Below are 18,356 nucleotides of genomic sequence, written 5' to 3'. Positions count from 1 at the left end.
CTCCACGCTCATCGCTCCAACCTCACGCGCAGCCTTCGCGCTCGCTCCTGGAATGCGCCTTCACCACCCTCGAGGATGTCGCAGACCGCTTTCCTGATTTCCGCGTTCTCCAGCCCGCCAGACCTGTATGAGATCGGCGGCAGGGAGCCGTGCGGATGCGGCCCGGCGTCGGCAATAATGATCTGATCCGCATCGGTATTGATCACGAGGTTCGCGTTGTGCGTGACCATGATCACCTGGCGGTGGGCCTTCGCCTCGATAAAGAGGTGGACCAACTCATCGAAAACCGACTTGGGGTCGAGGTTCTCCTCGGGCTGGTCGATCACCAGCGGCCGGTTATCGCTGTCGTCCAGCGCCAAATAGAGAAGTAGGAGTACGATGCCGCGGGTGCCCGGCGACAGCTTGCGGATGTCGACACCATCGTAATCGATCCCGTAGCGGATCGCGATGTGATCGGTGCTGAACAGCCATTGCGCGAAGCGCTTCGACCAAGCGCGGAATTCGGCCTGGTCGGTGTGCGCGACGGGGGAATGATCCAGCAGGTCCTTCTGATAGAGCCGTCGGAACTCCGCCATTGCCGCGATGACGGCCGCCGAATCCCCGGTCTCCCATGCGCCCTTCAATACCTCGTTCGCCTTCTGCAGCAGCGTGCCCTTGCCACGGAAAGCGCCAGCTTTCCTAAGGTCGATTAGACCGTCTTCCGCCTCAGACGCCCACTGCTCCACGTTGGCGACACGCGTGACGGAAAAGGAGAGCTTCTTGAGTGTACCAGACGCCGCAGCGAGCCGCGCCATCAGCGGCGCGTACAGACCTTCGAGAACAGATTGCTCCGCGACAAGCGCGTCGAAGGCCCTGCCATAGGCCTCCTCGCGCTGCGCCTGCAGCTCACGCGCTCGATCTCGGGCGCCCTGCGCGTCTTTCAGTTTATCGGTAAGCGTTTGCAGCGCAGCGGTCTCGGTCGCGATGCTGCCCGAAAGCGCTGTGTAGCGCCGCTGCGTCTCCTTGTCGGCGCTGACCAGCTTCTCCAGCCGCGCCATCTCGGCCTCGAGGACAGCTTGTGACAACGTGCTCAGATCGACGTCGTCGCGAAAGTACGGCGTGTTCGGATCGCTCGGCGCCGGCGCCGTTCCCTTGAGCTTGGCGATCTCGCCATCGACCCATTTCACATAGCCGGCGAGATCGTTGTCGACGGGTCCCTTGTAGTCCAGCAGGAACGACGCCCACTGCTCTGCTGACATGCCGCTGTGGGTATGACGCGACTGGGCCTGCCTCAGCGCTTCAGGGGCTTGGTTGCGCCGCAGGTCCTTCACCTCGTCCTGCATTGCCAGGAAGGTCTGCCGCTGCCCGGCGAACTGCCGGAGCTTCGCCCGAACCTGGTTTGCGGCGCCCGCCAACTCGGTGTGACGCTGGGCTCGCTTCTCGCTGCCGGCCGATACAAGCTTGGCCCGATCGGCCGTGTAGGCGTCGACCAGCTTCTTCTTCTGCGCAACCTGCCCCTCGTAGGTCGCGATGAGCTTTTCCTTCTCCAGCTCGGTGCCGATGCGCTCAGAAATCTGCGACACCGCCTCGGCCTCGCGTTCGCGCGCGAGGCGATGACGCGACGCGCGGTGATCAAGAAGCTCGGCGAAGTCCAAGGTGCCGTCCCGAGCATCGTCTGGATGGGCCTCAAAGATCACCCGTTCGATTTCGCGCAGCAGTCCGTCGGTCAGCCCGCTCGACGAGCACAGCTCCTCCACGAACTGCTGCGACAGATATCGCACGCGCTCATAGCTGAACGGCCCGTTCGCATCCGAGCCATCGAGCGCGCGGATGCTCGGTTCGCCGGACGCCCAACTCACCCTGACCTTCCCATCGCCGACAAGGGGCCGGGCGCGGATGAGAAAAGAGGGATTGGCCCATTCCTCGGCGTTCCACGCCTCGTCCGAGATCGAGTCGCATCCCGCCGCGATCATGTCAGCCAGTGCGGTCTTGCCGGAGCCGCGGGCACCGATAATGGCGACCAGCCCAGGATTGAGCGGAATGACCGGCGTCGTCATCCACGGCGCATCGAGGATCTCGATTCCCGAGATCACCTGCGATGGCGTTGCTGATGCCGGCGGTTCGGCACCCACATGCGCGCGGCCGCCGGGGTCGATGCACGCCTGGCGCAGGGCGTCGAACTCCAACCCACCCTTGATCCAGGAGAACCGGTCCCCGAATGGAGAGGCGACATCGTCGAGCTTGTGGGCGTCACTCCCGTGCAGACAGGGTTTCAACCCACCGTATCGGGCTCGCATTTCATGAGGGGCAAGATCCCTTTGGCCGAGCCAGAACTCGCGCTGCGCCGGGCTGCTGGCAAAGATCACATGCGCGAAGCCTTCAATTTCGCGTCGGATCGTCTGGTCCGCAGCCTCCCGCACGCCCGACGTGCCGTCGGTCGCGCCGCCCGCGACCGCAATCAGGATGTTCTTCTTCGCCCATCCGCTCTCCGAGAACACCTCGCGCAACTTCTGGAAATTGACCTTGAACTGGTTGGCTCCATAGGCCAGCGCCGCGTTGTCGTCGGTGATGCTCGGGTCGGCCTTCTTGCCAAGCCTGATGAGGTCCGCGCGCGTGCAGTCGAAGCGGTCCTGCATGACGTTGAACTGCAGGCGCGACAGCAGTCGCTGCAGTTCCTCGACGTGCTTTGGATCCTCCGGGCTGACAAACAGGTGAAGATTGACGAACCCGCCCCTGGCCGTGGCCACGTCGAGCCGGAGTTCGACATTCGGGAAGATCAGCTTGGTGGCAGGCAACCGGCCAGCGGCCTTGTGCCTCAGCACCTCCTCATAGGTATCCGTGACGTAATAGTCGGTGACGGCGATCGCCTCGATGACCGGGGCGGCCCTCTCCAGCGCGGTGAGATAGTCAGTCCAGGCTGTGGGGCCGCTGAACTGGTTGTTCATCACCGTACCCGGTGCATGAATATGCGGCTCCCACCTCCGCCATTCCGATCCCCGACTGAGCATTCGCCTCCCCTTCTATGCGCCCGCGCGGTTGGCCCGCGCGGCGATATCGGCGCAGCGCGCCATCAGCGCCTCGAAGGGTTCGGCATCGTCCAAGAGCAACCCGTCCTCGACCATACGGCCGTAGTCTTCTTGCAGTGCCTTGGAGGCATCGCCGCCGGGCACAAGCTGCAAACCGCCATTCACGGCGGCCACGTAATCGATCGGACTACGGTCGGCGGCCTTCTCGGCGAAGAACATGCCCTTGTGGCGCGCGACAGCGTTCGCCAGCTCACGATCCGTGAAAGCCGCCTGCGCCAGATCGGCCTCATCGAGCCGCACGACGTCGTGCCAGTGTCGCGCGAAGCGATCGCCGCGGAGCCGCTCCTGCAGGCAGAAGACGTGGATCGCCGTCGCTTTTTCCCAGAAGGTTCGCTCGGCGTGCATCACGCGAGGCCGTGCCGTTGGGAACACCACGCCTTCGACCAGGCCCGATGCATCGCAGGCAATATCCCGCAAACTTGCCGGCTCGCCCGTCGATCGAGCGCCGAACTCCAGCATCACGCTTGGCGCCACGTAGCCGGAGCCTGCGGCAGCAGTCGCCTCATAGTCGATGAACAGCTTCTCGCCCTCGACGCGGATCGTGGCGACCAACGCCTGCGCGGCCAGCGCGTCCGCGATGACCGGCTGTGCTGCCCCCGCCACCCACTCCGGCAGGCGCTTACGCACCTCGCTCGACCAGCGCTTCTCCTCGCTGCGAGTTTTCGGCAACGCCTCGCCGTTACCGTCTACCAGATCGGGCGCGATCGCCCGGATGTCGTAGGTCAGGTCGACGTCCTCGGAAAACCGCCGGATGACCCCATAGGCCTTCGACAGTGACGTGCCGCCCTTGAACACCAGATGCTCGCCGAGCGCCGATCCGTAGAGCGTGGCAAGCGCCCACACCACCCATACATCCTTCTCGAGAAGGTGCGCTGGTCGTCCCGACTGATCGGCCGCGACGCTCAGCGCCTCGCGGCGATCAGCGACCGGGAGGTGGAGAAAGGCGTCAGCCATGCGCCGCCTTTCCCACACTGCGCGCGAGCCAGGTCGGAAGCTGCGGCGCTGCCGCGACCAGTTCGCTGAAGGTGGTCGGCGAGAGCTTCCGCTTCAGTGTTTTCAATGCGGCTTCCGCCTTCTCCGGCCCGAGCCAGGCCAGCGCCCGCACCGCCTCGCCAGCCGGCTTATGAGCCAGGGCGAGCTGCCAGCGCGGAGCATGACGAAGCTCAACGACCTGCTTGCCGAGATTCATCGTTCGGCTGCGACCGGAGGTCAGATAGACCGACCGAACCGGCACCTGGGTCGTCAGGCCGAGGGTGTTAGCGGCCGCCGCCCCGCTCGGGACGATGACTTCACCACGCTGGTTGGCGAGCGCCTCGACCGCCTGCTGGACGGAGGGAGCCCTCGTGCCGAACCTGCTTGTGACGGGACGGAGATAGACTCCGCGACCGGCCCGGATCAGTTGACCCCGCTCGGTCAGACGCGACAACGCCTGATCCACTGCGGCGCGATTACCGAGGTGGAGTAAGCTCTTAGCCGCCACGGGCGTGCCTTCCGGCAACCCTTCGGCATGCGCAAGAATCTGTTCGGTCAACCGTTGCATGGCCATTCTCCTGTCAGAAATATACGCGGTTTTCTGACAGTTTTCAAGCCGGCGGGACCGCCTTGGATCGTCCATTTCCGGCTAGATCAAGGGTGCGCCCCTATCGAGCAAGTCGTCGAGGAAGTCCTCCCGCGAGCGGATCGGTCCCGAGAGCGTCGCAAGGATCAGCGCCTCGACGACCTGGCGGGCCAATGACCGCGCCATCACCCGCTCTTTCGTCGAAATGGCGGTCATGGCGCGTCCGTGCAGGAAGGCGCTCCGCACGTTGAAGAGGTGCTCATACTGGTCGGCGAAGCGTCGATCGGCCAGCAGGCCGGCTAACCGTCCCCGCATTCTGTTCGTGGCGCGCATCCCCTTGTGGCGGTCAGGCGCGACGCGAAAGTTCTTCTGATAGTCCGCACGCAAGCCGAGCGCCGCCTCGATCGTCGTGATGTGCGCAAGGAATTCATCCACGCCCTCGGCCAGGAACGCGCGGACGAGGAAGTGTGGGATCGGCGTCTCGAACAAAACCGATCGCTTCGCCTGCTCGACGGTCTCCCATCGGCTCTGGTCCCAGACAGTCAGCTCGGTCTTTGCATCATCCTCCAAGTGCAGCTCGACAGGGCGCTCTTCCTCGTATGTCCCGCCATAGCCATCGTCGTAGACCCGGTCCTCCCAGCTCAAAGTGTCGGGGGACAGCGGCGAACTGGGACGAACGAAGATGTCGCTGTCGATCGTGTAGACCCATGGCACACGGAAGCCGCGCCAATCGACTTCCTGCATGGTCGACCAACTCTCCCAGGGTGCCAGCAGGAGGAAGAACAGTGCTTCTTCCAAGGCAGTCGGGAACCGCCCTTTATGCGGTTCGATCCGCCCCAGATCCTGGCTCAGGTCCATGAACAGGACCGGGACCGCGCGCTCCTCCGGCTCCTGCTCGAGCACCACGACCTCCTCAACAATCAGCCAGTGGAATTCGGAAAAGCGCTCGGCATCGAAGTCCTGACGCGGATAAAGCCGCTTCAGCCGCGGCGCGTCGATCACGCCGCGCAGCTCGTCCGCGCTCAACCGGCACACCCTGGCCGGACCGAATGCGAGCGGCGGCAGGTCGGCGGCAAGATCGAGCGGCGCAAGGTGCATGCGCCTGGCGCGGGTAGCGCGCAGCGCCGCGTCCAGTCCCTTCGCAGCTTCCTCCACAGGCAAGGCAAGATGGGCCGTGTCCTTCTGGAGGTGACACGGAAGGCCCAAGGCTCGCAATGCGGTCGAGAGCGCGAAGTTCGGCCCCTTCTTGCCGGCGTTTGGATAGCCGTCGCGGCAGGTCTCGCGCAGCCGCACGAAGGCCGGGTGCGCGAGAATATTGTCGGGCCCGGGCGGACGTAGCCGCCACAGGTCCGTCATCGCCGTGAGCATCGCCATGCTCGGATCGGTCTCGCTCATCAGGAGATCCGGAGCCGCCGCAAAAGCTTGCCGAGAACTGCCTCGTACTCCTCGGGCTTGGAGAAATCGGCGTAGAGCTTGCCTTTCAGGAATTCGGGCAGCTCACATTCTTCATAGAGCAGCGGCAGCACCACCACCTCGCCGCTAGCGATCTCGCGGTTCATCGCCACGTCGAGCTCCTTCTTCACCCACGGGGCGCCGATCGACTTTTTCGACAGGACGACGGCAATGTAGCGGCTGAGCTTCATCCCCTCTTCGATCTTGGCGATCAGCGAGTCGCCTATGTCGATTTCGGCCTCGTCCAGCCACACATGCTCCACGCCATGGGCGAGCAGATCCTTGCGAAGCTGGCGCACGAAAGGCTTGTCGACGCCGGTGTGGCTCAGGAAGATGCCGTGATACTTCTCATGCACCGGATCAGCCTTCTCCAGCGCGAGGCTGTCGCGGACGAGCTGGTTCTGGGCTTCCTGCGACGTCGGCGGCGTCAGCAGCCAGCCCGTCGTGGTCCCGAGCATCACCTGACCGCCGAGGCTGTAGCCTTCCGGCGTCGCGGCGATTGACGCATAGCCTTCGCCGGGATCGGACAGGCACAGCGTCCAGCCGCCGGTCCGCGACAGAACCTCGAAATAGCGCGCGAAGGGGCTGTCGGGATCGACCGTCCCCATCCTGCGCCCCTTCTTCACGAGAAGCTCCGAACGCTTTACGAAGCTCGCCACTTTCGGCGTCACATACCCAAGATGGGTTTCGCGATAGCCGAAGAAGTTCACCCGCTTCGGCTCGGACAGGCACCAAACGACCGTCGCACCACCCGCAATCGCAGCCTCCATCTCCTTGCGCCGATCCTCGCCATCGAAGGCGGAGTCGAGATCGTAGCGGTCGTTCTGCCCCTTCAGCTTACCCAGCTCGTAGAGTTCGTTCGAAAACTCTCCGGCCTTGCCGAACAGGAAATGCGTGTAGCTCTCCGGATTGATGATGATCGTGTCGTATTCATAGAGGGGATAGGCCGCCCGCTCTCGATCGACATCGGGTTGGCAGAGCCCGAGATTTTCGATCTCCACCCCTTCGATTTTGTCGCCGGTGTAGGTCAACCCGACAGTCAGCACCCGTTTCATGCGTCGTTCCTTCCCGCCGCCTGCTCGGCTGCCTCTTTCGCTTTCACTTCCAAAACCTCGCCACGGATGCCGACGAGCGCGATCTCGATGCCGGCCAATGCGCAACGAGGAGCAAGGCGTTCGGCCAGGCGTAAAGTGCCGTCCGTCAGCGGAACGACGGCGACCTGACGCCCTTGCGATGGCGTCGCCATCAGCAGCATCCCGACCGTCTCGCAAAGGCCGCGGTAGAGCCGAGACACCTGGCCCGGATGCCGCGTGTTGATGATGCCGCCCTTGCACTCGGCCGAGATGACGTGGTCGCCGACATCCGCGACGACATCACCGAGCCCGGACTTTGGGTTGATGGTGATCGTCTGACCCGCCGGATCTCGATAGACCCCGCCATAGGCGGTGCTCCCGAGATTGGAGACTTTGGCGAACGCTCGCCGCCCCAGCCAGCCCGTGAAGTCAAACTGCTTTCCGTGCTCGCCGTCGGGATGGACGCGGACATCCCGTGCGCCCTGGGTGCGGAGCAGGTGCATCGCGTAAGCGACCATGACGGCGCCTTCGTAGAGATGATGTTCGTGGGCGCCGACAGACTTTCCGACGCGGTTCGGCGGCGGCTCCAGCGCCGTCACGAGATCCTCGAAATCCAATCCAGCCTCCCTGTCCGGCCAGCAGACGCTCCGCGCGGCCACCATTGACAGCAGCTTATAACCGTCCATATATGCCCGGTAAAGGAGGGCCTGTCATGTTTACCTATAGCCCCGAAAAATTTGCGTCGCTTTACGCGTCGGAACTTGGCCAGCGCATCTGGGCCTTTCTCACGCAGCCCGAGAATGTCGCCCGCCTCGAGACCGCCTCCGAACTCGGCAAGCCCGCGGTCGAAGGCATCGAGGAGCAGCTCCTCGCGGAGTTCCGCGAAGAGGTGCTGGCCGACCGCGTGAAGCAGATGGTCGGTCATATGGTGCGGCAGATTCTGGAGCAGCGCGATTGGGTGCTCGACCAGACGGACGTGAAGGTCCAGTCCGTCCCCTTCAGCAAGGCGGCGCGCTATCGCCGGCCTGACTGGTTCACCTTTCACGCCTTCCGCAACAGCAGCGATCCACGCGACGTCGCGATCACTGACCGGCGGCAGAATCCGACGCTACCGAAAGGCCCGCGCTGGACCTTTTACGCAACCTTCGCCAGCCCGCTAAAAGCGGCGGTGGCCTTCGGCGTCCACGACATCAAGCAGCTTCGCCAGCAGGTCCATTCGCACGGTTTCCACCGCGTCCGGGTCGAGCGGATGCTGCGCCGGGCATGAGACGACCAGACAATGAGTGATCTTTTCGACGTTGACGGCGCCAATCTCGATCGCGGTTTCGAAAACCTGAAAACTGCCGAGCATCCGATCGAGCAGCAGCTTCATGCCATGCTGCAAGAGGCGTGGGAGCGTTACGAACCCTATGCCGATCCCGACTTTCGGCAGGGGTTCGCGCGCGATGTCGATGGGCGCTTCTGGGAGATGTATCTGGGCTGCACGTTGCTCGATGCAGGCGGCACCTTGCTTCCCGTCGTCGAGCGCCAGCGCGAAGGCGGCCAGCCGGATCTCTGCGTCATGGAAGACGGCCGCCGAATCTGGATCGAGGCCATCACCCCGGATGAAGGCGCCCCCGGTCCTGACCAGATCGTGCGTCCGGTTCCCCTCAACGAGGGCGGCGGCCTCTTTGCCGCACCGATCCGGCAGGCGCAATTGCGCACGTCCGGGGCTTTCTGGACCAAGGCGCAGAGGATCGCGCGCTATCTTGAGCAGGGCGTGATCGCCGCCGAGGATACGAGGATCATCGCGATCAGTGCGAGCCGCTTTGGTGTCTATGTTGCCGAGCAGCCGTTGCCGTTGATCATGACCACGTTGTTTCCGATCGGAGACGCCTACATCACCATCGATCGCGAGAGCGGCGACGTGGTCGAAGAAGGATTTCATCCGGCCCCCTTCATCAACCGCGAACGCAATCCGATCCCGCGCACGGCATTTCTCGACGAACGCTTTGCCGACATCTCCGGTGTGATCTGGTCGCGTGTTGGCCTCGGCAACCTGTCGCGCCGTACCCGCCCGCTAACCTATGTCCATAACCCGCTGGCGCAGGTTCCGCTGGCGACAAACTGGGGTGCCTGGGATCGCGAGTTCGTCATTTCGTCGCGTGGCGACGAGTGGGAGGCCCACGACATCCTGGCCCAGGCTGCGGCGGAGGCGACGTGACGATGCGGACGCATCGCCGCGCCCGGCGCTCGCCGACCCGTGAGGTAGATCATGGCCGTCGGCGATGAGCAGAAACTGATCACGCCGATCAGCCAGCGCCAATTCGAGCTTTATGCGCTGTCGCTCGAACGCGGGCCGAATTTTGATCCCGCGCAGATCTTCGGGAGCTACCAGGCAGGGCGCGGCAGCGTGAGCGGCTGCATCCTCCTCGATCCTGAACGCGGGACCTTCACCACTCTGGCCTTGCGGCGGCGCGTCGATCATCGCTGGGTCCGCGTCGGCGAAGGTGGCCCCTATCCCACTCCCGAGGCCGCGCTGGATCACCTCGGCCTCAGAATGCGCGCCGGCGCGCCGCCGGAACCGTTGCCGCCTGGCGCGCGGCGGCGCCCGCTTCTGCTGAAGACCGGGCCGCGCGGGACATCGCCGGAGTTCGACCTGCTGACGAGCACGATCAGCCATTTTCCGGCGCTGATGGCGGTCGGCGAATGCTACCTCGCGCTTCCCAATCCGGACGCTAACTTTGTCACCGATCTGCAGACCAACAATTTCGCGTCCCGCCTCTTCGAACTCTACCTTCTTGCTTGCTTCCGCGAGCAAGGCCTGACCGTCCGGCAGAAGCATGTCTCACCCGACTTTCTGATCGAGAACGATCGCGCCGCCTGCTGGATCGAGGCGGTGACCGCGAACTCCGAGGTGCCTCGCTCGGGCGGGATCGGCGACTGGGTGCATGCTCCGGTCGACCGGAACGAACGTCTAACCGGCGCGCCCGCCGAGCGCTTCGCCAAGACGCTGCGCGGCAAGCTTCAGCGCAACTATCATGAGCTGGATCATGTGAAGGGGCAGCCCTTCGCCCTGGCGGTCGCCGACTTCCACGAATCCGGCTCGATGGTATGGAGCCGCGAGGCCTTGCCGACCTATCTCTACGGTCTGCGGGCAGACGTCGAAGGCGATGGCGCCGGGCGACGTGCGGTCGGCACGCCGATCAGCAACCTTACGGGCAAGCACGGCATTCCGGCGGGGCTGTTCCGCGATCCCGAATTCGCCCACCTCTCCGGCGTCATCTTCAGCAATGCAGGGACGTTGGCGAAATTCAACCGCATGGGTTTTCTCGCCGGATGGCGGCCGCCCGGGCTGACGATGACCCGCCGCGGAATTCTTTTTGATCGAAACCCAGGCGCGCTGGAGCCCATTGATTTCGATCTGTCGGTCGACAGCGCTGAATACCAGGCGCTCTGGCCTTGGGGCGAAGCTTGGTGTCAGGAGCTGGAAGTCTTTCACAATCCGCAGGCGACGCACCCTATTCCGTTCGATCTCATACCGGGCGCGACGCATTGGTTCGATCGCGGCGGCGACGTCGAGTGCAGCACCATGTGGGCGAACTCGGTCATATCGTCGATCACCCATCTGCATATGGCCGGCGAGCCCGCGAAGACGGACGCCGCACCAGGCGAAGGCGAGCGGACGTGACCTGTCCGCGAGACAGGCGCCGCCGTCGTCGCCCATCACAGGAGGAGCTTTGTACATGGCGACCGAACCATCCGACCGGACGATCGTACTCCACCTCTTGCGAGGCGCTGTCCCGGAGCGCGCCGTTGAAATCAGCGGTCTATGGAGCCAATACGGCCATGCGGTCGAAGTCGCACCGAGCACCAAGGGCGTGACGATGAATGCGAACGCCAGCCGCATTAAGTTCGACACCAAGACGATCGACTTCTTCTGGCTGCTCGGCTTCAGCGCCTGGCGCGCAATCGAGGTCTATTCGCCCGCCCTGGTACTCGCGACGCTCACCGGGACGCCGCTCGATCAGGCGCTCAACATCGATGCCGAACGGGGGCAATACGAGCTCGACTACAAACAGCGCATCGCCAGCGCCCAATCGCTTATTGCTGCCGAGCAAACCCCGGACGTTTCCTGGCCGACGGACGTTCCTCAGCCGACCGCCGACCGCGACGGCCTAGGCGACAATCAACGCAAGGCCGTCTTCGACCTGGTCGCACTGGCCCTTGCCTTCGCGCTGCTGCACGAGTTTCGACACGTCATGTACTGCGCCGACAACAGCGCGCCCTCGACGCTGCCCGAGGAGGAAATCGGCTGCGACACCTGGGCCCGCGAGTTCATGACCAGCGGCCTTGCTGCTTACGCGAAGGAACACGGGCACCATTACGCACACGTCCAGCAAAAGCGTGCGATGGGAATAGCGCTCGCCGCCGTGATCATTCACGCGATGACACCCACCCACGCGCACTGGGGCAACCGGCAGTATCCGCCGATTGCCGAACGGCTGACCGCGATGATCGGCGGCTACAACCTGCCGCCGGGCTCGTCCTTCTGGCCCTTCACGGCCTGCCTTCTGATCGCACTCATGAGGCAGGAAGACCGTCCGCTCGACATCGTCGCGCACTCAAACCACGAAATGGTCGAAACCCTGCTCGACCGGCTCCGTTGACGCCGCGAGGAACGCGTGCCGGTCTATTTCATTGGCGAAGATGAAACGGATGCTCACCGATCAAGATCGGCGTGGCGAAGAACATCGAGGCGCGCCAGCGCAACCTTCAGACAGGCAATCCTTTGGAGCTGCGGCTGCTCGGATGGATCGAAGCGACCGACGCCTTCCAGCTTGAACGAGAGCTGCACCGGCATTTTGGATCGACCCATGTGCGAGGAGAATGGTTCGACATCGAGCCGGCTGACATTCTGGCAATTCTCAAGCGCGCCGGCCGCGATGGATTTGTCGCCAAGAACGCCGACGCGTTTCAGATCGTCGGATATGATCGCGACGCCATTCCCGAATATCTCGGCGTGTGGGAATGGGCCGACCTAGAGATCGACGAATGCTGCCCCTTCTGCGGATGCCTGTGCGGCATGCATTTTCAGGAAGCGTCGCAGATGTACTATTGCATCCGATGCGACACGCTGACCGACTTTTCTGAGCTCGATCCGCATGACGAGCCTCCGGAGAACTAGGGCTCACGATAGGCTGAGCCAGTAGATCAATTTAGCTGAACTACCCGGAAAGCAGGAATACGCCGATCATGATAGACGTGGTTCCGGTTTTACGCTTTTGAGGGGAAAGCCTTCCCCTGCGCCCGAGCCTCGTCTCGGTCGACCCCTTCTGCGGGGAGACCCCGCAACGCCCCCGTCAGAGTGAGAGTGCGGACCGGCTTTGCCGTGACGGGTTGAGGGTCGGGAGAGAGGCTCCTGGCGCCCGTCGCGGAGATCCGCGATGTCCAAAAAGACCGTATCCGCTCGCGCCGGTCAGGACCGGGCGAGCCTCTATGACGAAATCACCGACAAGATCATCGCCGAGTTGGAGGCCGGCCGCGTGCCCTGGGTCCAGCCATGGGGGACGGCGGCGGCGAAGGCGCCGCTGGCGATGCCAAGGAACGCCGCCACCGGCCGCCATTATTCCGGAATCAATGTTCTGATCCTTTGGGGCGCCGTCGTCGAACACGGCTTTCCCGGCCAGAGCTGGCTCACCTTCCGCCAGGCGCTCGCGCTCGGCGGCAATGTCCGCAAGGGCGAGCGCGGCACGACCGTCGTCTATGCCGACCGTTTCGTACCTGACGACGAAAAGCGGCGCGCCCGCGAGACCGGCGAGGAACCCCAGGCGATCCCGTTCCTGAAACGCTTCACGGTGTTCAACGCCGCGCAGTGCGAGAACCTGCCGGATGACATCGCGATCGTCGCGCCGCCACCGCCGCCGGGCCTGATCGAGCCCCATGTTGAAGCCCTGATCCGCGCATCCGGCATCGACTTCCGCATCGGCGGCAACCGCGCCTTCTACGTCCCGGCGCTCGACTATGTGCAGGTCCCGCCGCCCCAGGCCTATTTCGAACCGATCAACTGGCACCGCACCGCGCTCCACGAGCTCGGCCACGCCACGGGCCATCCGTCGCGTCTCGGCCGGGATATGGACGGCAGCTTCGGTTCCAAGAAATACGCGTTCGAGGAACTGGTAGCCGAGATGAACGCCGCCTTCTGCTGTGCCTCGCTCGGCATCGTTCCGACCGTGCGCCATGCCGACTACATCGGTTCGTGGCTTCAGGTGCTCCGGGAAGACAACCGCTCCATCGTCCGCGCAGCCTCGCAGGCGAGCAAGGCTGCCGACTGGCTCCTCGGCTTCGCCGCCGATCTCGCGCTGCGAACGCCGGAGCCGAACGATGAACGCGATGCGGCGTGAGGGAAGCTTCGGCGGATATCGGTGTATCGCCTCGGGGCACGTCCATTTTTGCTCGCAACTTCCCGTGATTCCTGGGGTAATTAGGAATCGGAGCTGAGACGGTGCGCCAATGGAGAAGTACCACATCAAACTTACGAAAGAGGAGGCCGAGCTATTATCGAAGATCGACCTCCGCTCTCATCATTCCAATCATGACGATGGTCGTGCAGCATATCTGAATAACCGGGAGCCGATCCTGGCACTTCTCAAGTTGCTGAGCGCGCGGAAGGCCGTGCCGGAGGTGCGCCTCAGCTATTGGAATGATCCCAACTATCGGACCGGCCGCGTGAAGGGCTCCCGCAAGGGCTTGTTTGAGCGGAACGGATGCACCGGCTCCGATATCTACACGCATCCTCATTTCCTTGAGCATTTACGTTATTTTCTGTTCGGGACCGAATTGCCGGACCCCGTTGTCAAAGAGTTCGAGGCGAAGGTCGGCAACCCTGAATGGGTTTCTTCGAGCGACATCGTTCCGATCGGCAAAGCGGCGCGTGAGCTGACGCGGAGATACCGCTTGGATATCGCCGATGCACCGGAGGAGTTTTTTAAGCTCTGCTTGGATATGGGGCTCGGTCTCAGCACGGCTGAGAGCGTGATGCGATCGGTCAAGCAGGTGCGCTAGCGCGGTAATCGCGATGAATGCAAGAACAGCAATAGCCCCGACGACGGCCGACTGGATGCTCGGTTCCTTAGTCGGCGAGACGCTCGTCGCCCGTCCCGATCGCGAGGCGGCCTGAAACGGCCCGGGCCTTGATCGGCGCGTTGTCGAACCTATCTATTGCTCTGCTTCGAATGATGGCGCTTCGCCGTCAGCCCCGATTCCGATCAGGGCCCCGTCCTCCCAAGTGTGGAGGTTAACCGGCGCAGCCCCGCGGAGGGGCGCGTCGTATGCGGCAGTTTTCTCCGAGGGCCACTTTCAACCTTGGAGAACATCCATGCCACGTAAGTCAGCCCCCTATACCAATGCAGAAATTGCGCTTGCGAAGCGCCTCTTTGCTCAAGCGCAGGCCAGTGGGACGCTAAAGCCCCCGCGCGGCCTTATCGCGATCGCACTGAGCAACGGATATCGTCAATCCGTCTCGCAGACCGTGACCTATCGAGACTACCTGCGTGACGCGCGGCAGAGGCTTTCGCTTCGTGTCGGCGTCAGTCGTGGGCATCGCCGGAAGTAGAGGAAGAGAGCGGACGGGATTTCGTGACGGGTTGGAGGTCGAGAGAGAGGCTCTCGGCCGCCCGTCGCGGAGTACATCCCGATGGCTACTGCCGTTCAGAAGATCACCCTGTCGTCCTCGCGCGACATCCCTTTCAACAAGCTGGTGCTCAGCCAGTCCAACGTCCGGCGCGTGAAGGCCGGCATCTCGATCGAGGACCTGGCGTCCTCGATCATCCGACGCGGCCTGATCCAGAGCCTCAGCGTCTTCCCCGTCGTCGACACCGAGGGCAACGAGACCGGCATGTTCGAGGTGCCCGCCGGCGGCCGCCGCTTCCGGGCGCTGGAACTGCTGGTCAAGCAGAAGCGCCTCGCCAAGATCGCGCCGGTTCCCTGCGTCGTCCGTCAGCGCGATGGCGGCATCCTCGCCGAAGAGGTCTCGCTCGCCGAGAATATCGAGCGCGCGCCGCTCCATCCCCTCGATCAGTTTCGCGCCTTCCAGGACATGCGCAACAAGGGCATGAGCGAGGAAGAGATCGCGGCCGCCTTCTTCGTCCCGGCGCAGATCGTGAAGCAGCGGCTGCGCCTCGCCTCCGCGTCGCCGGCGCTGCTCGACGTCTATGCCGAGGACGGCATGACGCTGGAGCAGCTCATGGCCTTCACCGTGTCGGCCGATCATGCTCGCCAGGAACAGGTCTGGGAGGCGATCAAGGACGACTGGTCGAAGGAGCCGTATCAGATCCGCCGCATGCTCACCGAGACCACGGTGCGCGCCTCCGACAAGCGCGCCGTCTTCGTCGGCGTCGAGGCCTACGAGGCGGCCGGCGGCGTCACCATGCGCGATCTCTTCCAGTCCGACGACGGCGGCTGGCTGCAGGACCCGGCGCTCCTCGACCGCCTGGTCGCCGAGAAGCTGAAGACCACGGCCGAGACGGTCGCCGCCGAGGGCTGGAAGTGGATCGAGGTCGCGGTCAGCTTCCCCTATGACGCCACGCGCGGCCTGCGCGAGCTGCAGGGCGAACCGCTCGACCTCACGTCCGAGGAACAGGCGACGATCGAGGCGCTCAACGGCAAGTATCGGAAGCTCGAGGCCGAATATGAAGGCGCCGACGAGCTGCCCGACGAAGTCGACCAGCGCCTCGGGGAGATCGAAACGGCGCTCGCAGCCTTCGAGACCCGAGCCGTCCGCTTCAAGGCCGAAGATATTGCTCGCGCAGGCGTGTTCATCAGCATCGCGCATGATGGCCGGCTCGACATCGATCGCGGTTACGTCCGAGCCGCGGACGAAGCACCGATCGTCCCCGAGGGCGAGACTGGTGTGGAGCCCGGCGGCGATACCGAGCTGGTCGTGCAGCGGGCCGTGATCACGATCGGCGGCCAGCCTGCCGAGCCGGAGGACGACGAGGACGATGCCATCAAGCCGCTGCCGGATCGCCTCGTCACCGAGCTGACGGCCCATCGCACCCTGGCGCTCCGCAATGCGCTGGCCGAGAACCCGCATGTCGCGATGACCGCGCTCCTGCATAAGCTGGTCTCCGACGCCTTCCAGCATCGCATGTACAAGGGCGCTATGGAGGCCTCGGTAAGCCACGTCTTCTTCCCGGTGCAGGACGACGCGTTGAAGGACAGCCCGTCGGCGCGGGCCGTGCATGAGCGTCACGAGGCCTGGGCGGACGACATTCCCGCCGAGGACGACGCGCTTTGGGACTGGCTGGCGGCGCTCGACGACGCCAGCCGCATGGCGCTGCTGGCGCATTGCGTGAGCTACGGCGTCAACGCGCTCTACGAGAAGCCGAACCCCTATGGCGGCAACGGCGTCTCGCAGCACGGCCTCGACATGCGGCTCGGCCAGGCCGACCGGCTCGCCCGCGCCACCGGCCTCGACATGGTGGACGTCGGCTGGCGTCCGACCGTTGGCAACTATCTCGGTCGGGTCACCAAGCCTCGCATCCTTCAGGCGGTCCGCGAGGGCGCCGGCGAACAGGCCGCGCAGCTCATCGACCACCTGAAGAAGGGCGACATGGCCAAGGAGGCGGAACGCCTGCTCGCCGACACCGGCTGGCTGCCCGGACCGCTGCGGCTGGTCGACGACATCGACGCGCCGACGGCCGAAGTTCAGACCGGCAGCGAGGACGACGGCGCCGCGCTGCCCGACTTCCTGGCTGGCGACGACGAGGACGTTACCGCCGCCGGCGACGACGAAGAACGCCACCTTGTTGCTGCCGAGTGAGCGCATCGCGGAGCGGCTTCGGCCGCTCCGCCCCTCCCTATCACCGAAGGAGCTGCGTCGTGTCGCAATCTAACCCAGCGCCCAGGCGCGTCATTTTCTAGTATCTCGTGCCCGTGCATGTCGAAGTCGAGGATGGCCTTGTGGCCCGCGTGACCGTCATCGACGAGACGCCGGTCCAACACCCAACCGTCGTCGAGGGCGATCCCTCCTATCTCGACGAAGCGGTGCGCGCCGCCGACGACGGGCAGCCTTGGCCGTCCTGGCAGTTCGGTTACTAGCCGACCCATACCCCGCCCCCTCCGAGCCCGGCCCCAGTGCCGGGCTTTTTTCGTTTCAGGAGTCTCGACGTGACCGATTTTCTCACCCGTTTTTCGTGCTTGTTCGACGTCGGCACGGCCGCAAACGCCGCGCGCGCCTTCGATATCTACTCGGCGCTGATCGCCGAGAACGCGCGGGAGGACCCGCAAGCGGAGGCGTTCCTGCTGTCGCTTACGCCCCAGCACGGGCCGGCCCGCCTTTGGCTCCGGGATCCCGGCAGCGCCGATCAGCAGCTTGCGATCACCTTCGTGACACGCTGCGCAGCGGCCTTCGGGCTGACTGGTCGTTGGGGATTCCAATGGGCAAACATCGCCTCGGACCCCGTCGTCGACGGTTTCTCCGGCGGAGCCCATGTCCTCGATCTCGCAACTGGTCAAACGGTGGAGTGGATCAGCACCGGCCGCTGGCTTGTCGATCACCTTACCGAGTGAGGCGCACGATGAGCGTCCCCGATCCCGCTGACCGCCGCTACCAGACCGCCACCTCCCACTGACCGTTGACTCGCGCGAAGCCAATCGGCCGGTTCTGCGGGGCCGCGCCCGCCTTGCTCGGGTCCATGACGAGCTGCGTCATGCAAGTTACGCCCGGCCCGACACCGCCCGGCGAGCAATCGCCAAGCTTCAGCGTGGCTTGTTCCAGCGACGTGCCCGTGAAGCGGCGATACCGCCTGACGGCCGCCGTCGCTTCTTCCTCGCTCGGCTGTGCAACACCGGCGGCCATGGCCGGCGACGCTGCGGGCGATGCCGCAACCGGCGAAATCACTGGCCGGAGTACGAAGCCCGCGCCGAAATCCGACTGCAAGGCACCCTGCCGCAATGATGCCGATCGCGCTTCCCTTCATACCGTCTGCCTCTTGCTCGTTTGGCACGACGAGCCCGAGAGAGGAGACGCCGCAGCTTCTTTTCCCACAAAGACTAGCGCCCTATCGCCGCCGCCGGAAGGCAGCGCCATGAGCCGGGCGACGTCCGCGCCAGAGTGAGAGGACGGCCGGGACGGGTTTGAGCCCGTCCGGTCGAGAGAGAGCGCCGGGCCGGCTCGTCCGTCTCCCGCTCTCCGAGGTATCCCCATGCTCCAAGCTCAGCTTCCGC

General features: G+C 64.4%; 17 protein-coding genes. 10 read left to right on the top strand and 7 right to left on the bottom strand.

The features are described 5' to 3' along the window. Window positions 1-8 precede the first annotated feature (8 nt). From NO932_RS07085 to NO932_RS07060, 6 genes are all read right to left on the bottom strand, one after another. The gene (locus NO932_RS07085; protein ID WP_309210441.1) at window positions 9-2,987 is read right to left on the bottom strand and encodes a TrlF family AAA-like ATPase; all 2,979 of its coding nucleotides are present in this window, start codon (window positions 2,985-2,987) and stop codon (window positions 9-11) included. Window positions 2,988-2,999: 12 nt separating this feature from the next. Beyond that, the gene (locus NO932_RS07080) at window positions 3,000-4,019 is read right to left on the bottom strand and encodes a nucleotidyl transferase AbiEii/AbiGii toxin family protein (RefSeq protein ID WP_309210439.1); all 1,020 of its coding nucleotides are present in this window, start codon (window positions 4,017-4,019) and stop codon (window positions 3,000-3,002) included. Then, window positions 4,012-4,605, bottom strand: coding sequence for a DUF6088 family protein (locus NO932_RS07075; protein WP_309210438.1), 594 nt, complete (start codon window positions 4,603-4,605; stop codon window positions 4,012-4,014). The genes NO932_RS07080 and NO932_RS07075 overlap by 8 nt, the downstream gene beginning before the upstream one ends. Window positions 4,606-4,686: 81 nt before the next feature. Beyond that, window positions 4,687-6,018 carry a hypothetical protein gene (locus NO932_RS07070; RefSeq protein WP_309210437.1) on the bottom strand — a complete coding sequence of 444 codons (1,332 nt, stop codon included), beginning with the start codon at window positions 6,016-6,018 and terminating at the stop codon, window positions 4,687-4,689. Next, window positions 6,018-7,130 carry a toll/interleukin-1 receptor domain-containing protein gene (locus tag NO932_RS07065; RefSeq protein WP_309210436.1) on the bottom strand — a complete coding sequence of 371 codons (1,113 nt, stop codon included), beginning with the start codon at window positions 7,128-7,130 and terminating at the stop codon, window positions 6,018-6,020. The genes NO932_RS07070 and NO932_RS07065 overlap by 1 nt, the downstream gene beginning before the upstream one ends. Next, the gene (locus NO932_RS07060; protein ID WP_309210435.1) at window positions 7,127-7,765 is read right to left on the bottom strand and encodes a hypothetical protein; all 639 of its coding nucleotides are present in this window, start codon (window positions 7,763-7,765) and stop codon (window positions 7,127-7,129) included. Before NO932_RS07060 ends, NO932_RS07065 begins: the two co-directional genes overlap by 4 nt. A 95-nt stretch (window positions 7,766-7,860) precedes the next feature. On the opposite strand from NO932_RS07060, the gene NO932_RS07055 reads away from it, so the two are divergent. The 10 genes from NO932_RS07055 to NO932_RS07010 all read left to right on the top strand — a co-directional run bounded on the left by NO932_RS07055 (window position 7,861) and on the right by NO932_RS07010 (window position 17,699). Then, a complete protein-coding gene (locus tag NO932_RS07055; protein WP_309210434.1) occupies window positions 7,861-8,415 on the top strand; it encodes a hypothetical protein in 555 nt (184 codons plus the stop codon). A 12-nt stretch (window positions 8,416-8,427) separates the two neighbouring features. After that, a complete protein-coding gene (locus tag NO932_RS07050; protein ID WP_309210433.1) occupies window positions 8,428-9,351 on the top strand; it encodes a hypothetical protein in 924 nt (307 codons plus the stop codon). Window positions 9,352-9,402: 51 nt separating this feature from the next. Beyond that, window positions 9,403-10,818: a hypothetical protein gene (locus NO932_RS07045; protein WP_309210432.1), complete on the top strand. Its 1,416-nt coding sequence runs from the start codon at window positions 9,403-9,405 to the stop codon at window positions 10,816-10,818. 55 nt (window positions 10,819-10,873) lie between these two features. Beyond that, window positions 10,874-11,797 (top strand): phage exclusion protein Lit family protein, encoded by a 924-nt coding sequence (locus NO932_RS07040; RefSeq protein WP_309210431.1) that lies wholly within the window; start codon window positions 10,874-10,876, stop codon window positions 11,795-11,797. Window positions 11,798-11,868: 71 nt separating this feature from the next. After that, the gene (locus NO932_RS07035) at window positions 11,869-12,315 is read left to right on the top strand and encodes a GIY-YIG nuclease family protein (protein ID WP_309210430.1); all 447 of its coding nucleotides are present in this window, start codon (window positions 11,869-11,871) and stop codon (window positions 12,313-12,315) included. Between the two features lie 259 nt (window positions 12,316-12,574). Continuing rightward, window positions 12,575-13,531, top strand: a complete 957-nt coding sequence (locus NO932_RS07030; RefSeq protein WP_309210429.1) for a zincin-like metallopeptidase domain-containing protein — start codon at window positions 12,575-12,577, stop codon at window positions 13,529-13,531. Window positions 13,532-13,640: 109 nt separating this feature from the next. Then, complete coding sequence (locus NO932_RS07025; RefSeq protein ID WP_309210428.1) at window positions 13,641-14,192, top strand: hypothetical protein; 552 nt, start codon at window positions 13,641-13,643, stop codon at window positions 14,190-14,192. A 631-nt stretch (window positions 14,193-14,823) separates the two neighbouring features. Then, on the top strand, window positions 14,824-16,950 hold the full coding sequence (locus NO932_RS07020) for a ParB N-terminal domain-containing protein (RefSeq protein WP_309210426.1): 2,127 nt from the start codon (window positions 14,824-14,826) through the stop codon (window positions 16,948-16,950). A gap of 140 nt (window positions 16,951-17,090) precedes the next feature. Further along, window positions 17,091-17,228 carry a hypothetical protein gene (locus NO932_RS07015; protein ID WP_309210424.1) on the top strand — a complete coding sequence of 46 codons (138 nt, stop codon included), beginning with the start codon at window positions 17,091-17,093 and terminating at the stop codon, window positions 17,226-17,228. Window positions 17,229-17,297: 69 nt separating this feature from the next. Then, window positions 17,298-17,699 (top strand): hypothetical protein, encoded by a 402-nt coding sequence (locus NO932_RS07010; RefSeq protein ID WP_309210423.1) that lies wholly within the window; start codon window positions 17,298-17,300, stop codon window positions 17,697-17,699. Window positions 17,700-17,736: 37 nt separating this feature from the next. Here NO932_RS07010 and NO932_RS07005 read toward each other — a convergent pair whose 3' ends face one another. Then, window positions 17,737-18,069, bottom strand: coding sequence for a hypothetical protein (locus NO932_RS07005; RefSeq protein WP_309210422.1), 333 nt, complete (start codon window positions 18,067-18,069; stop codon window positions 17,737-17,739). Window positions 18,070-18,356 lie beyond the last annotated feature (287 nt).

The organism is Pelagibacterium sp. 26DY04 (assembly GCF_031202305.1).
In the GTDB taxonomy this organism is placed as follows: domain Bacteria; phylum Pseudomonadota; class Alphaproteobacteria; order Rhizobiales; family Devosiaceae; genus Pelagibacterium.
The sequence above is the reverse complement of the archived record's forward strand: the minus strand, read 5'-3'. Positions and strand labels throughout refer to the sequence as shown.

What these genes read in the sequence shown, in the direction of transcription:
- NO932_RS07085 (WP_309210441.1), bottom strand. Translation starts at nt 2,987, where the DNA reads ATGCTCAGTCGGGGATCGGAATGGCGGAGGTGGGAGCCGCATATTCAT.
- NO932_RS07080 (WP_309210439.1), bottom strand. Translation starts at nt 4,019, where the DNA reads ATGGCTGACGCCTTTCTCCACCTCCCGGTCGCTGATCGCCGCGAGGCG.
- NO932_RS07075 (WP_309210438.1), bottom strand. Translation starts at nt 4,605, where the DNA reads ATGCAACGGTTGACCGAACAGATTCTTGCGCATGCCGAAGGGTTGCCG.
- NO932_RS07070 (WP_309210437.1), bottom strand. Translation starts at nt 6,018, where the DNA reads ATGAGCGAGACCGATCCGAGCATGGCGATGCTCACGGCGATGACGGAC.
- NO932_RS07065 (WP_309210436.1), bottom strand. Translation starts at nt 7,130, where the DNA reads ATGAAACGGGTGCTGACTGTCGGGTTGACCTACACCGGCGACAAAATC.
- NO932_RS07055 (WP_309210434.1), top strand. Translation starts at nt 7,861, where the DNA reads ATGTTTACCTATAGCCCCGAAAAATTTGCGTCGCTTTACGCGTCGGAA.
- NO932_RS07050 (WP_309210433.1), top strand. Translation starts at nt 8,428, where the DNA reads ATGAGTGATCTTTTCGACGTTGACGGCGCCAATCTCGATCGCGGTTTC.
- NO932_RS07045 (WP_309210432.1), top strand. Translation starts at nt 9,403, where the DNA reads ATGGCCGTCGGCGATGAGCAGAAACTGATCACGCCGATCAGCCAGCGC.
- NO932_RS07040 (WP_309210431.1), top strand. Translation starts at nt 10,874, where the DNA reads ATGGCGACCGAACCATCCGACCGGACGATCGTACTCCACCTCTTGCGA.
- NO932_RS07030 (WP_309210429.1), top strand. Translation starts at nt 12,575, where the DNA reads ATGTCCAAAAAGACCGTATCCGCTCGCGCCGGTCAGGACCGGGCGAGC.
- NO932_RS07025 (WP_309210428.1), top strand. Translation starts at nt 13,641, where the DNA reads ATGGAGAAGTACCACATCAAACTTACGAAAGAGGAGGCCGAGCTATTA.
- NO932_RS07020 (WP_309210426.1), top strand. Translation starts at nt 14,824, where the DNA reads ATGGCTACTGCCGTTCAGAAGATCACCCTGTCGTCCTCGCGCGACATC.